This window comes from Paenibacillus silviterrae, assembly GCF_030167925.1.
Classification (GTDB): Bacteria; Bacillota; Bacilli; order Paenibacillales; family NBRC-103111; genus Paenibacillus_G; species Paenibacillus_G silviterrae.
On sequence record NZ_JASKUT010000002.1, the window covers coordinates 353,165 to 367,858 of the forward strand.

Below are 14,694 nucleotides of genomic sequence, written 5' to 3' on the forward strand. Positions count from 1 at the left end.
TCGATCGGAGGAAGTAACCATGAACTTATACGAAGCCAATGTGAAGCCTCGCGTCCTTGTCCTGACCGACATTGAGAATGAACCGGACGATGCCATGTCGTTGGTTCGTTTTCTTACCTATTCCAACCAATGGGATGTTGAAGGTCTTGTCGCGACGACCTCAATTCATCTGAGAGATAAAACCGCCGCGTGGCGTATTCGCGCGATTGTAGAAGCCTACAGTCAAGTCCGTGATAATCTGGAGCAGCATGAGCCTGGTTATCCGGATGGAGAGTATTTATTGTCGATCATTAAAGAAGGTCTTCCTCTTTACGGCATGGAAGCCGTCGGCGAGGATAAGGACTCCTCCGGCTCCGAACTACTGATCGAGGCTGTCGACCGTGACGACCCACGCCCGCTATGGGTGCTTGTATGGGGCGGTCCTAATGTGCTGGCTCAAGCGTTATGGAAGGTTCAGGCTACACGCTCGGCTGAAGAGCTTACTACCTTCGTCTCCCGTCTGCGTGTGTATGCCATCTCTGATCAGGATGATTCCGGTCCATGGATGAGGAAGACATTTCCTCATTTGTTCTATATCGCCAGTCCTGGCTTTCACGCCGGCGGAGCGTATCATTTTGCCACCTGGAGCGGAATTAGCGGCGACCACTTTCATGGTCGTTTCGTCGGGGCTGATTACAGCATCGTCGACAATCCTTGGCTTGATGAACATATTCGCTGCAAGGGACCACTTGGCGCTCAATATCCACAAGCCACTTTCCTCATGGAGGGTGACACGCCTACGTTCCTGTATCTCATCAACAATGGACTCAGCAGTCCCGAGCATCCGAATTGGGGGAGCTGGGGAGGTCGTTACGAGTTATTTACTCCGCCTACTCAGAAATGCTTCCTTGAGCCGGAGACAAGACCCTTCTGGAGTGATGCCGCGGACGAAGTGTTTGGTATGGACGGGAACTGGCACACCAGCAATAAGGCGACGATATGGCGATGGCGTTCGGCGTTTCAGAATGATTTCGCGGCCCGTATGGACTGGACCATCAAGTCTTATGCTGAGGCCAATCATCCGCCCGTTCCAAGGCTTGCTCACCCTGCCATGTTGACCGCCAAACCAGGCGATCGAGTTGATCTTAGTGCCGAAGGCTCCTATGACCCGGACGGAGACAAGCTTTCGTATCATTGGTTCTACTATGGGGAGGCAGGTACCTTCACCACATCGATGGCACGTACCGGAGACCCGGTCCCGATTGAGAATGCCGACCAACCGCAGGCATGGTTTACCGTTCCGACTCAGCGCGTTCTTCGCAATGGCACCATGCACATCATTCTTGCCGTCACCGACGACGGTTCACCGGCGCTGACCCGTTACAAACGAGTGATCGTGAACGTCGAATAAGAAAAACTAGAGGTTGCATTGAGGGCTGAGAAATAAGGGGCGACCAGGGTACTGTGAAGAGCACCGGAGTCAGGAGAGTATGTAGACATACCTTGCTCCTTGAACTGCGGCAGCTCTTCCCAGTAAATCCTGTTGTATTCAGTTGCTAATTTAGTACGCACATTCCTTATATTCATTGTTTAGTAAGAGATTGTACCGTGGAGTTGGAAAAAGAACTAGTGGAATTACGAACAACAAGCCTTGTATCTATATGAATTTTGGTGGTGATAGAAGAGCCTTCATTCTCCATCAAATCTAGCAGCTTGGAAACGGCAGTTTCCGCTATGGCTTCCTTTTCTACATGTACTGTAGTTAATTCTGGAGAGATCACGACTGCTTCGTGGATGTTATCAAAACCTACTACTGATATATCGTGTGGTACTCTTATGCCTAGTTCCATGAAAGATTTGATTACGCTAATAGCAATATAATCGCATTCACAAAAAATGGCTGATGGCAAATCCCCATTGCGGCTACGAATGGCCGAGGTGAACTCTGGTTGTGATGAGACAATAGTGGGTGATATCGTAAACAAGTCTTTCTCAGCTAAGTCCAAACCCATCTCATGAAGAGCGTTAATAAACCCTTCCTTACGAGCGTTAAAATTATGCATTCGAACATTGGACTGCACGTATCCAATACTCTTATGACCAAGGCTGACCAAATGCTGGGCTGCTTGGTATGCACCCATCATGTTGTTCATTACGATGAAATGGGCGTTTAGTGTATTGTGGCATGTATCCAGAACGACAAGGTTTTTATGGCGAGCGGCTATCATTTGAACTTGTTCACGGGATAGATTCGTACCCAGTAGTATGATTCCCCCGGACTCATGCTCTTGTTCAAGTTCTTCTATCTTGCCTTCCAATTCAGCAGCAGGTACCGTATTAAATAATAAAACAAGCCCCCGCTTCCTGCATTTTTCCTCAAGGTAATGTATGAGTTCCATGAAAAATGGTTGCTGATTGTAGTGTTCCAATATGATTCCTTCGTGTACGCAGGCAACAAACCGAATCGAATTTCCGGTAGTCGAAATCTTTTCCGATCGCGTCGAGCGCGGAACATAACCTTGATTCCTAACTATATCCAAAATTTTATTACGTGTATCTTCGCTAACTCCGGGTTTCCCATTGATAGCTAAAGAAACGGCAGATTTTGAAACATTGGCCAATTTGGCTATATCCTCAATTTTCATGAAATGGTTCCCTCCGATTATTGACCAAGACAGCATAATGTACACTTAAATATTACAATAATAAGATATTAAAAATCAAATAAATTTTATAAACAAATTCACTAAAACAACTAAATATTCATTTTTTGGAACAGTGCAAAGGATCGTAGATATGTGTTTTGAATAGGTGGGATATCCGCATGATGCACAGATTCATCGAAAAATGGGGAAGGCTTCTATGATGGGGATGGAGTCTATTTTGTGCGTTCAGGGTCGTCATGGACATAAGGGAACCTTCTGCTGTACGGAGCCTCTCGCATGCGTCAATTAACAATAGAGGAGACCGGCATCACCATTCAACAAAGTTAATAACCAATGAGGACCTTTACGGCCACATGCTCGCGATTCAGCGATAAGCGGAAAATATTATCAAAGAGACAACTAAAATTTAGGTCTTCCCGTGGCTGGATTGACACGTACTATCCGCTCACGGTTCCGAAGTGGCTGGCGACGGAGGCATTCTTCATCTTTCTGATGGTTCAGTTTATCCGGTGCCTGCCGAAGGAGCTTGATGAATCGGCACGGATTGACGGTTGCGGTCAAGCGCAGATTTATTTGAAGATCATCATGCCTTTACTCCTCAGGTGACTACTCTTGGGGTTCTTTGTTCGCCATGTCCGTGCTGTCGCTCGTTCCAAGTCTTATCATTTTTCCTTAGCTGCCAGAAATACATCGTTGAAGGCATATCCACCACAGGTATTAAAGGATAAGGTATGTTTTACATTTAAAAGAGCAGATGAAAATAGCCTTAGTCCCAATATAACGGACTGAGGGTATTTTAGTTTGTATTTTAGTTTCCTATGGGACGGGCTGATATGAGTTAATAAACAAGCTATCCTAATGAAGTGATAAATAATCTTATTGTTTATATAAATAATATTATAAATACAACTAAAACATGGATTGACTACTTAATTATTCCCATGTTAACATGAAATTAAACATAATTCTTCTAAATTTATGTTACAAATGTTGAGTTATAAATTTAGGCGATGCGGCAGTTACAATCAATTGGAGGTACAGCGATGAAAAAATTAAAGCTTGGATATGCCCCTACACGAAGATTTGTGTTTAGTGCGGAGGACGCCTTTAAGTACAAGGTAATGATAAAAGAAAAGATCGAAAGCTTCGGCCTTGATATCGATATCGTAGACCTGGAGGGGATCAATAACGAAGGACTCCTCTATGATGATAACATTAATGCGGACCTGATTATTGATAGATTCAAGAAGGAGCAGGTTGATGCTGTTTTCTTCCCCCATTGTAATTTCGGAACGGAAGATACCGTGGCCCGAGTCGGCAAAGCAATGGGGAAACCGGTGCTGCTGTGGGGACCTCGGGACGAAGCGCCTCTTGAGGATGGCATGCGTCTTCGCGATACACAGTGCGGATTATTTGCAACCGGCAAGGTATTGCGTCGATTCAACGTCCCTTTCTCCTACATAACAAATACACGGGTAAACGATCCGGTATTTGAGAGAGGCTTTGCCAATTTCGTTTCTGCGGCTAACGTGGTTCGCCAATTCCGCAATCTTCGTATCCTGCAAATCGGTCCGCGTCCGTCTTCTTTCTGGACCATGATTTGTAACGAAGGCGAACTGCTCGAACGGTTCGGGATTGAGGTTCATCCGATTACACTTGTTGATATCCAGCGTGCGGCGAACCGGATTGAAAAAGGAAATTCCTCCGAGCTGACGGAAGTCATTGACTATATTAAATCGAAGCTCGATTGGTCGGAAGTGACGGAGGGCGATGTGAAGCGCATTGCCTCATTAAAGGTAGCCATGAAGCAATATGCCAAGCAGACAGGCAGCTCGGCTATCGCCATTCAATGCTGGTCTTCGTTACAGGATGCCATGGGAATTATGCCTTGCCTTGCGAATGCGATTTTGACAGACGAACAAATTCCCGTAACTTGCGAGACGGATATCCACGGTGCGATTACCTCCGTTATGGTTCAGGCCGCTTCCATGAATCAAGCGCCGACCTTTTTCGCCGATCTGACGGTACGCCATCCCGAGAACGCGAACGGGGAGCTTCTGTTCCATTGCGGGAATTTCCCGGTATCGCTGTCGGTTGAGAATAAACCTAAGCTTCGTAAGCATTTCCTGTTCGATGACCATTCACCCGGCACGCACGAAGGTGAAATTAAAGGCGGCGAGATGACGCTTGCGCGTTTTGACGGCGATCATGGCGAATACCAGCTGTTCCTTGGACGCGCTAAAGGCATCGAAGGGCCTTACACTCGAGGCTCTTATGTTTGGGTTGAAGTGAACGATTGGCCGTTATGGGAAGAGAAGCTGGTGAAAGGTCCTTATGTTCATCACTCTGTTGGAATTCACGCCAATGTCATTCCTGCTTTATACGAGGCGTGCCAATACATTCCGGGACTGACGCCGGACCCTGTAGATCCGACCGAAAGTGAAATTCAGGCATGGTTGCGAGGCAAAGGCCTGTAATAAAAAGGAGGACATATGGAAATCAGAGAGCTTCAGATGAAAGCTGCCCAAATCCGTAAGGACCTGCTTACGATGATCCACCGCGCCAAAACAGGCCATACCGGCGGCTCGCTCAGCAATACGGATATATTGACGGCATTATATTATCGTGTGATGAATAATAACCCTAGTAATCCGAAGGACGCTAATCGGGATCGCTTTGTATTGAGTAAAGGTCATTCCGTCGAATCGTTATGGGCCATTTTGGCGGATCGGGGCTTCTTCCCTAGAGAGGAGCTTCTAACCTTCAGCCAGTTCGGGACTAAGCTCATTGGTCATCCGAACAATAAGGTGCCAGGGATCGAGATGAATACAGGCGCCTTGGGCCATGGATTGGCCGTAGCCGTTGGAATGGCGCTAGCCGCCAAATGCGATGGCAAGGCTTATCGTGCTTATTGTTTGATGGGGGACGGCGAGCAAGCCGAAGGCTCCGTATGGGAAGCGGCGATGGCCGGAGCCCATTACAAGCTGGATAATTTGATCGGAATTATCGATCGGAACCGGCTCCAAATTAGCGGAACGACCGAAGAAGTCATGGGACTGGAGCCGCTCGAAGAGAAGTGGGCCGCTTTCGGCTGGAACGTCATCTCCATTAACGGAAACGATATGAATGAGCTGGTCCGGACCTTCGAGGCTACACCGACAGTTGCCGGCAAGCCGACACTCGTTATGGCCAATACCGTGAAAGGCAAAGGGGTATCTTTCGCAGAAAATGTAGCCCATTGGCATCACCATGTGCCGAATGATGCGGAGTTGGAAAAGGCCTTAAGCGAGCTGGACGCGCTTATAGCAGCTTATCAACAGGAAGAGGAGGTGCGCTAAACATGAATACGATTCCGAATCGTCAGGTCATCTGTGAGACCTTGTTGAACCTCGGCAAAACGGATCGCGATATTATGGTGCTGGCAAGTGATTCCCGCGGTTCAGCCGCCATGGCCCCATTCGCTAAAGAACTGCCGGAACAGTTCGTTGAGGTGGGTATCGCCGAACAAAATATCGTCGGGATCTCGGCGGGCCTTGCGCACAGCGGGAAAAAACCATTCGTCACCTCGCCGGCTTGCTTCCTTAGCATGCGAAGCATTGAGCAGATCAAAGTGGACGTCGCTTATTCGCAAACCAACGTAAAGCTGATCGGTATCAGCGGAGGCGTGAGCTATGGAGCTCTAGGGATGTCCCATCATTCCGTACAGGATCTCGCCGTAGCACGTGCGATCCCGGGACTTTCCGTCATTCTGCCTGCCGATCGGCATGAAACGAAGAGGATGACGGAGGCGCTCGTCAAGCACGAAGGCGGCGTTTATGTGCGCATCGGTCGTAATCCGGTAGAGGACGTATACGAGTCCGATGACTATGAATTCGTTATCGGGAAAGCGGTAACGATGCGAGAGGGTACAGACCTAACCATTATAGCAGCCGGGGAAACGGTTCGGGTTGCTCTTGATACCTGTGAAGCACTCAAGGAATCAGGAGTGTCCTGCAGGGTGCTGAATATGCATACGATCAAACCATTGGATGAGGAAGCAATCGTGAAGGCAGCCAAGGAAACAGGTCATATTATCACGGTGGAAGAGCACAGCGTGCTTGGGGGACTGGGAGCAGCCGTAGCAGAGGTAGTTGTCCAGCATCAACCTGTACCTGTGCGAATCCTCGGCATACCGGACGAACCGGCCATTGCGGGGAAAACGTCAGAGGTCTTTAAGCACTACGGTATCAGCGCGGAGAACATAAAGCGCGTTGCACTCGAACTTCTTGGTAAGTAGGGGCGCTTGTATGAACAAAGAATATATACTGGCGATTGATCAGAGTACATCGGGTACCAAGGCACTTATCTTCGATCGCTACGGAAACATTGTAGCGCGCTGCTCGGCACAGCATCAACAGTTGTATCCCGAGCCCGGTTGGGTAGAGCATGACCCTTTGGAAATTTACAACAATGTAAAGCAAACGGCTTTTAAGGTGCTGCAGCAGGCCGGTATTCAACCTGCAGAGCTTGCAGCACTGACCCTAACAAATCAGCGTGAGACGGCTGTCATGTGGGATCGTACAACGGGACTACCTGTTTATCCTGCGATCGTTTGGCAATGTCAGCGTACCGCTGATCAATGCAATTCATATAAAATAGCCGAATTAGAGGATGAGGTACGCTCGAAAACGGGATTGATGTTAGATCCGTATTTCTCTGCAACCAAATGGGGCTGGATTCTAAACAATGTGGCAGGTGCAAAGGAGAAACTTGACGAAGGGAAGCTGATGGCCGGTACAATCGATAGCTGGCTCATATGGAAGCTTACTTCGGGAAAGGTTCATGCTACGGATTATACAAACGCCAGCCGTACCTCATTATTCAATATCCATACGCTTTGTTGGGATGAAGTGCTTTGTGATCTATTTGGAGTTCCATCCGAGCTTTTGCCCAATGTGAAATATTCCGACGATGAATACGGTTATACGGAAGACACAAGTCTATTTGGAGACATACGTGTTCCGATCACAGGCATTATCGGTGATTCGCAAGCAGCTTTATACGGCAATCAATGCTTTCAACCGGGTATGGCGAAAGCCACCTATGGAACAGGCACCTCACTACTGATGAACGTTGGGGAAAAGCCTAATGCTCCCGGAAATGGGCTCGTTACCGCTGTCGCTTGGGGTATCGGCGGCAAAGTTACGTATGCGATGGAGGCTGTGGTTCGTTCCTCGGGTGACAGCCTGAAATGGGTTCGTGACAATCTGGGTTTATTCGGTACATTCGCAGAGATGGAACAGCTGCTTATGCAAACTCCAACGAATGAAGGGGTATATCTCGTGCCTGCTTTTGTCGGGCTCGGAGCGCCCTACTGGGATGCGTATGCGAGAGCTTCTATCATCGGGATGAACAGGGGTACGGGGAAGGCGCACATTATTCGTGCCGCATTAGAGAGCATTGCCTATCAAGTAAGCGATGCGGTTCAGTTAATAGAGAAGGAAACCGGGATCATTCTAAAAGAGCTCCGGGCGGATGGCGGAGCCTCCGACAATACGACCTTGATGCAGTTTCAGGCAGATATGTTGAATTGTCCGGTTCTCAAATCGGAGGTAAGCGAGCTTTCGGCGATGGGAGCTTATTATTTGGGCGGGCTTGCCGTAGGGTTTTGGTCTTCTGCAGATGAAATTCATTCGCTGAGTAAAGAGTATAAGAGATATGTTCCACAAATGGCGATGGAAGATTGCAATCGCTTTCGTGAAGGTTGGTTGCGGGCGGTCAGCTCTGTATTAACCACAAAATTATCACAGTAATTATTTACGGAGGGTCATTCAATGAAAAGCGGCATCCGTTCTTTTAGCAGCCGGTTGCAGTAAAAGTGAGAAGGCTCCTGCAGCAAGCACAGAAAACGGGAATCAGCCTTTGAAAATCAGCATGATGGTTTCCCTCCACGAAGTTTGCTATTAACGATCCTACGGCACCGTTACATTCGGCAACCTATACGGAAAGAAGGCCTCGACTGCAGGAAATCATCAAAGATGCAACCTATAAGTATATTCTTGGCGGCATGGATGAGAATGGTTTCCAGGCTGAAATTAAGAAATGGCAGGAACAAGGCGGAGCAAAGATTATCGAAGAGTATAATGCTTCATTAACGCAAAGCAATACGAAAAAATAAGCTTTCTACTATAACAGCGGATGCGATTCACGAATCGTTGTCCGCTTTTCGCGTAATATATGTACAGTGCTTAAAGTAACAGTTATCATTCATATATAATCAACCGGAGGAGGAATCAGTTTGAATAACCGTGTAAGAATTACAAAACTAAGGGTTGAAAATAGGTGTAATCCAATCGGCATTGATGCAGAAGCTCCACGCTTTAGTTGGATCATGGAAGCTGATGAACGCGGGCAAAAGCAGACGGCTTATCAGATTCTAGTAGCCTCTGAATTGTCAGGGGATTCGGCAGATGTGTGGAACAGCGGAAAAGTCTTGTCTAACGAATCGGTTGCGATCGTTTATACCGGAGAATCCCTGCAACCTTCGACCCGTTATTACTGGACTGTCATGGTATGGAATAAGGATGGTCAAGTCTTCATAGCTGAGGAGCAGGCCTATTTTGAAACCGGAGTGAGAAGCACAGACGGTATTACTGGTTGGAGTGGAGCCAAGTGGATCACGATGAATGGCAAAACACCGAAAAGTCCTGGGGCTCCGATGTTTAGAAAAGAAACGAAACTGAGAGGGAAAGTCAAACATGCCAGACTTTATATATCGGCGCTGGGTGTATACGATGCCTATCTTAATGGGCAAAAGCTTGGGATCGTCATGGATGATGGCCGCCGCGTTTACGAACACATGCCTCCCGGATGGACGAATTTTGATCAGAACAATACATACATGACCTACGATGTTACATCCTATATGAAGGACGACGTAGCCGTGCTCGGGGCCATACTAGGGAATGGCTGGTGGAATGGCCGCATTTCCAAGGCACCGGGATCTGAGAAACAAACCGTGTATTACAACGATGAAAAAAACGAATTGGCGCTGTTTTGTAAGTTATTGATTACCTATGAAGATGGGTCCACCCAAGCTATCGTGACGGATACGGACTCCGGCTGGAAGGCAGCCGATACAGGCCCGGTAAGAGAAGATGATATTTATGATGGCGAAACGTATGATGCCACGATGGAAATCGAGGGCTGGGCAGAATCAGGATTTAATGATGCACAGTGGCAGGAGGTAAAGGAACATCGTTACAGAATAGACTTTCCGCATGCAAGCGTAACCGCTTACCATGGGGAAACGGCACAGATTGTAGATGCGCTGGATCAAGTCCCACAGGCGATCACCACCTACACTGATATTATCGCCGAAGAAGAAACCGCCAATGGGCGGGGGAAAATTAAAGTTGATCCCGCACGCACCTTTACCGACGCGGAGGTCGCTAGGCATCATGTGATAGCAATTTTCTCAGATGATACGGTCATTTATGACTTGGGACAAAACATGGTCGGTGTACCACGTGTAACCGTTGAGGGCCCGAACGGAACGCAAGTAAGGATTCGTTATGCGGAGATGTTGAATGATGAGAGCAAAGGGGCAGACGGTCCTGTAGGCTCGATATATGTGGCAAATCTGCGAAAAGCGGATGTAACTGATTATTATACGTTAAAGGGAGCTTCGAACGGAGAAACGTATCAACCTGCCTTCACCTATCACGGGTTTCGATATGTAGAGATCACCGTTGCCGCGGGTGAGTCCGTGACGATTCACGGCCTAACGGGTAAAGTGGTCAGATCTGCGATTCCTGAGACTGGAAGTATAGAAACTTCACACCGTGATGTCAATCAGCTCTTTAGCAACATTATGTGGGGACACCGCGGCAATTATTTGTGGATTCCCACGGATTGCCCTCAGCGAAATGAACGTGTGGGCTGGTCGGGTGATACGCAGCTTTTTGCTAACACCGCTTTATATAATATGGAAGCAGCTCTTTTCCTCGAGAATTGGATGGATATGTTCGTACAATGTCAAGAAACGTACGGAAACGGTGCGTTCACATCGACAGCTCCGAGCGGAAGGTATGCGAATTTCAGAGGGTTTGTCGGCAATGGCGGCTGGGCTGATGCAGGCATCGTCGTGCCATGGACGGTTTGGCAGATGACAGGCGATACGTTCATTATAGAAAAAAACTACGCAGCCATGAACCGATTCATGGATTGGATCTATGATCAGACCGGCGAGACATACCGAGGTACGGGAAGCATTGGGGACTGGTTGAATTTTCAAGGGACAGACCGGCAGCTCATGAGCGATGTTTATTATGTTTACGATGCCATGTTGATGGTGAGCATGGCTGGAGCTATCGGGAAAACGGCTGAAGTGCAGAAATATGAAGCACTACACGAAAAAATTAGACAAACGTTTATCAAAAATTACATTCATGTAGATGAAGATGGAGCTTTGACAGTCTTGTCTTCAGGTGGTTATAAGGCTTTGGAATATGATGATAACCCGGATCAAGTCGGTGTTGAGAACATCAAGATGGAAGATAACAGCCAAGCTTCGCTCTTATGGTGCTTAAAGCTGGGACTTTATGAGAATGAGGACCAGCGACAGCAAATGATTCATTTATTGACTGAAAATATCAAAAACAGCGAGGCTTATAAAACGGCTCATCCGGAAAGCTCACGAGTAAATTATGCCGAAAATACGTTGTCTGTCGGATTCCTGGGCGTCAATGTCATCGCCCCGGTTTTGTCGGATGTAGGTCAATCGGAGCTGGCCTATAAGCTGCTGCTGCAAGATGCGATGCCATCCTGGTTATATTCGGTCAAAAATGGGGCAACAACGGTTTGGGAACGCTGGAATTCCTATTCGGTGGAAGATGGATTCGGCGATGTGCGCATGAATTCCTTTAATCACTATGCTTATGGCGCAATTGCCGAATGGATGTATAAGTATATGGCGGGGATTGCCAATGACCCGGCGCAACCTGGGTTCAAACATATCATATTGAGACCCGAAATAGACATAAATGAACAGATCACTTGGGTAAAAGGATCGTATGACTCTGTTCGCGGAACGATTCGAAGTGAATGGGAAGTGAAAGGCAACAATTTGTCTTACGCCGTTACGATCCCAGCAAATACGACGGCCACACTTTATCTGCCGTCAAATCATCAACAAAATGTGAGTGAGGGCGGAAAACCGGTTCAAGAGGCGGAAGGAATTCATTTTATCGCTTATAAGAACGGTAAAGCTATCTATGAGCTTGGCGCCGGAAGTTATACGTTCGAATCTGTTCTTAAACCCTAAATATCGATTATAAAGACTTCTTGCCTTTCATGTTGAAGAAACGCCAATGGAGCTTTGAATGTATTCACGACTTATGGGTAACAAGTCAGAAAATCGGACAATTTCAGCAGCATGTTTGTGTTATCATGATGGAAGTAGTCTGATTTCTCAGGGAGGAGAACAGGATGCTTCCTCAAACATTACGGGTCTTCAAGCATAAAAGTGTTTTCATTAAAATGCTGCTCCTCTTTAACATCTTTGTCGTTATGATGATTCTGGCTTTCGGGTACATCTCGTACACCAAATCAGCTTCTCTGCTGATTTCGGAAGTGGTGGAATCCAACAATCAATATTTAGAGCTGGCCCGCAGCAACATTGATAACACATTGGTTTCATTGGATACGTTGTCCTTTCAAGTCACCCTCCAGGACGATATATGGCGCTCGCTCTATTTGTCGGAACAGACTTGGGACCTGGATCAGCTGCTCTTCGTAAATATTATCCAATACCTCAAAAGCGTTAAGCTCTCCAACCCGATGATTTCGGATCTATGGCTGCAGTATTACCGTTACCCCGTCGTGATAAATCACCAGTCGAAATATAATCAAGAACATTATTACAATCAGATTTACGTAACGAAACCCGTCCAGCAATGGCAGGAAAGGCCGAAATATCACAGCATATCGTATTTGGGTCCCATGAAATTGTCGGCAGCGGGCGACGGCCCGGAAGTGCTCACTTTCGCGCGTACCGTACCTTTCAGCGATATATCACCTACCGGTATGCTCTATATAAATCTCGATACCGAGAATCTCTCGCGAACACTGCAAAATGGAAGCGATCCGTACCCTGCTTTTATGTATGCGATTGACCGGGATGGAAGGCTGTTGTTTAGCAGCGGAGTAGAAAATGAGCAGGATCAAATTCTCCTATCGACGAGCGGAACGATTACGCAAAAGGTAATGAATTTATCGGCTAAAAACGGGCACCTTGAGGAGAACGTGTCCGGAAGCGATTATCAAATCGTCTTTACCTCATCCCGTGTGAACGACTGGACTTACATCAGTGTTGTACCTACTGCGTTTATCAAGGCAAAGGCAAATCAATTCCGGGAATTTACTTGGCTTGCGGCAAGCTTGTGCCTGATCGGTGGGCTCATCATATCTTATTTCTTGATTAATAGGATGTATCGTCCGATTAATAAAATTGTCAGCTACATTGATATGTTCGGCCGTAAGCAACCGGAGGAAAATAGGCGTTCCGCGGAGGATGAGCTCGGGTTTATCGACCGGATCATCAATTACGCCTATTATGAGGTCCATCATTTGAGAGACACCTTTGAGAAAAATGTACCGAAGCTTCAGCAGAATTTCCTTTATGATTTACTGGAGGGCCGTTTATCGGCGGCGAATGTCAAAGAAACCGCCGAAGAGCTGCAGCTTCCGTTTCATTACGATATGTTTCAGATTATCGTGTTCGAGACCGTTGACTTCTCATTGGATGATGCCATAAGCACATTGGGACACGATATGACCGCCTTATTCGACGAATTGGCCATGGGAATAGGAGGGACTGCGATCCGATCGATTCGAAAAAGAAACGATAAGATGGTTTCCATCCTTAACTTACATTCCGAACATCCGAATCCGGAAGCGGCTAGCGAATATATCTGTAAAGTACTGGTTTATTTTAAGCATACGTATAGCCGCACCTTTACCGTGGGGGTTGGCAAGGTGTACGGACGGGCAGAAGAGATTCCGCTTTCTTACGTGGATGCCTTATCCTCGCTGCAGTATAAGGTAGTTAAGGGCCAAGGCAGCGTCATCTTCGTTGACGAGGTCACGAAGCTGCCGGAAAGCTCCTTTCACTATACCTTCGATATGGAGAAGCAGCTGATCAATGCGATAAAAACCGGCAATGCCGAGAGCTTGACGAAATTGCTCGACATCATTTGGACCGAGAATCTGGAGAGGACGGTCCCAACGCTGGAAATCATCCATAATCTGTTTCATGCCTTGGCCGGAACGGCCATTCGTACCATTTATGAGCTCGGAGCGAATTCCGGAGAAATTTTCGGGGAAGCCTTCGATCTTTACCGGGAATTGAACCAACAACCGAGTATCGCGGAGAAAAAAGCGTGCATCGAGCGTGCTATGTCCATGATCTCCGATTGGATCACGGCTAAGCAGCAGGGGCAATATGCCAGGCTGCTGAACCAAATCAAGCTATTCGTAGATTCCCGTTACCGGCAGGATTTGTCCCAGTCGATGCTGAGTGAGCATTTAGGGTTATCCGCATCTTATCTCAGCAGCATTTTCAAGGAGGTTACCGGCTTGAATTTCGCTGATTATGTGAATTCGCGGCGGATCGAACAGGCCAAGGACTTACTCCGCCAATCGGACGAATCGATTGTGGAAATCGCTGAGAAGGTAGGCTTCAGCAATTCCAATACGTTTATTCGTGTGTTCAAACGGCACGAGGGGATCACTCCCGGACAATACCGGCAGCTCGAACACTCCGTTTCGTAGCTGACCAAGCCCTTCGCAAGGAGGGCTCTTTCTTTTTGCAAAACACCGTAAAACTTATTGATGTGCCTAAAAATACGACGATTAGAAATCGTGAAATATCAACACGTTTCTAAGAAATGATCGATTGAAATATTGAGCGTTACCGTTTAGATTTGAGCTGTGACCTGCATCACTGTTGAGATGCTGCCCGTCAACACATTACCAAAGAAAGGGGCACCGGTATTATGGCCAATCATGA

The 14,694-nt window shown here is 47.3% G+C and carries 8 protein-coding genes and 1 pseudogene; 8 read left to right on the forward strand and 1 reads right to left on the reverse strand.

The window, feature by feature from the left end:
* The first annotated feature begins 19 nt into the window (after positions 1-19).
* Complete coding sequence (locus QMO62_RS25265; RefSeq protein ID WP_284645274.1) at positions 20-1,390, forward strand: DUF1593 domain-containing protein; 1,371 nt, start codon at positions 20-22, stop codon at positions 1,388-1,390.
* 172 nt (positions 1,391-1,562) lie between these two features.
* On the opposite strand, the gene QMO62_RS25270 is transcribed toward QMO62_RS25265, so the two are convergent.
* The gene (locus QMO62_RS25270) at positions 1,563-2,624 is read right to left on the reverse strand and encodes a LacI family DNA-binding transcriptional regulator (RefSeq protein ID WP_284645275.1); all 1,062 of its coding nucleotides are present in this window, start codon (positions 2,622-2,624) and stop codon (positions 1,563-1,565) included.
* 444 nt (positions 2,625-3,068) lie between these two features.
* Here QMO62_RS25270 and QMO62_RS25275 point away from each other — a divergent pair.
* The 7 genes and pseudogenes from QMO62_RS25275 to QMO62_RS25305 all read left to right on the forward strand — a co-directional run.
* Positions 3,069-3,373 (forward strand): annotated as a pseudogene (locus QMO62_RS25275) (ABC transporter permease subunit); the annotation flags it as partial.
* Between the two features lie 315 nt (positions 3,374-3,688).
* Positions 3,689-5,122, forward strand: a complete 1,434-nt coding sequence (locus QMO62_RS25280; RefSeq protein WP_284645276.1) for an L-fucose/L-arabinose isomerase family protein — start codon at positions 3,689-3,691, stop codon at positions 5,120-5,122.
* A gap of 15 nt (positions 5,123-5,137) precedes the next feature.
* Positions 5,138-5,983, forward strand: a complete 846-nt coding sequence (locus QMO62_RS25285; protein ID WP_284645277.1) for a transketolase — start codon at positions 5,138-5,140, stop codon at positions 5,981-5,983.
* A gap of 2 nt (positions 5,984-5,985) precedes the next feature.
* Positions 5,986-6,921 (forward strand): transketolase family protein, encoded by a 936-nt coding sequence (locus tag QMO62_RS25290; RefSeq protein WP_284645278.1) that lies wholly within the window; start codon positions 5,986-5,988, stop codon positions 6,919-6,921.
* A 10-nt stretch (positions 6,922-6,931) separates the two neighbouring features.
* Positions 6,932-8,437 carry a glycerol kinase GlpK gene (gene glpK, locus QMO62_RS25295; protein ID WP_284645280.1) on the forward strand — a complete coding sequence of 502 codons (1,506 nt, stop codon included), beginning with the start codon at positions 6,932-6,934 and terminating at the stop codon, positions 8,435-8,437.
* Positions 8,438-8,922: 485 nt separating this feature from the next.
* Positions 8,923-11,949, forward strand: a complete 3,027-nt coding sequence (locus QMO62_RS25300; RefSeq protein WP_284645281.1) for a family 78 glycoside hydrolase catalytic domain — start codon at positions 8,923-8,925, stop codon at positions 11,947-11,949.
* 164 nt (positions 11,950-12,113) lie between these two features.
* Positions 12,114-14,456, forward strand: a complete 2,343-nt coding sequence (locus QMO62_RS25305) for a helix-turn-helix domain-containing protein (protein ID WP_284645282.1) — start codon at positions 12,114-12,116, stop codon at positions 14,454-14,456.
* Positions 14,457-14,694: the final 238 nt, after the last annotated feature.

Bases quoted from the DNA above. Each gene is read 5' to 3' on its own strand.
- QMO62_RS25265 (WP_284645274.1), top strand. From the start codon at position 20: ATGAACTTATACGAAGCCAATGTGAAGCCTCGCGTCCTTGTCCTGACC.
- QMO62_RS25270 (WP_284645275.1), bottom strand. From the start codon at position 2,624: ATGAAAATTGAGGATATAGCCAAATTGGCCAATGTTTCAAAATCTGCC.
- QMO62_RS25280 (WP_284645276.1), top strand. From the start codon at position 3,689: ATGAAAAAATTAAAGCTTGGATATGCCCCTACACGAAGATTTGTGTTT.
- QMO62_RS25285 (WP_284645277.1), top strand. From the start codon at position 5,138: ATGGAAATCAGAGAGCTTCAGATGAAAGCTGCCCAAATCCGTAAGGAC.
- QMO62_RS25290 (WP_284645278.1), top strand. From the start codon at position 5,986: ATGAATACGATTCCGAATCGTCAGGTCATCTGTGAGACCTTGTTGAAC.
- glpK (WP_284645280.1), top strand. From the start codon at position 6,932: ATGAACAAAGAATATATACTGGCGATTGATCAGAGTACATCGGGTACC.
- QMO62_RS25305 (WP_284645282.1), top strand. From the start codon at position 12,114: ATGCTTCCTCAAACATTACGGGTCTTCAAGCATAAAAGTGTTTTCATT.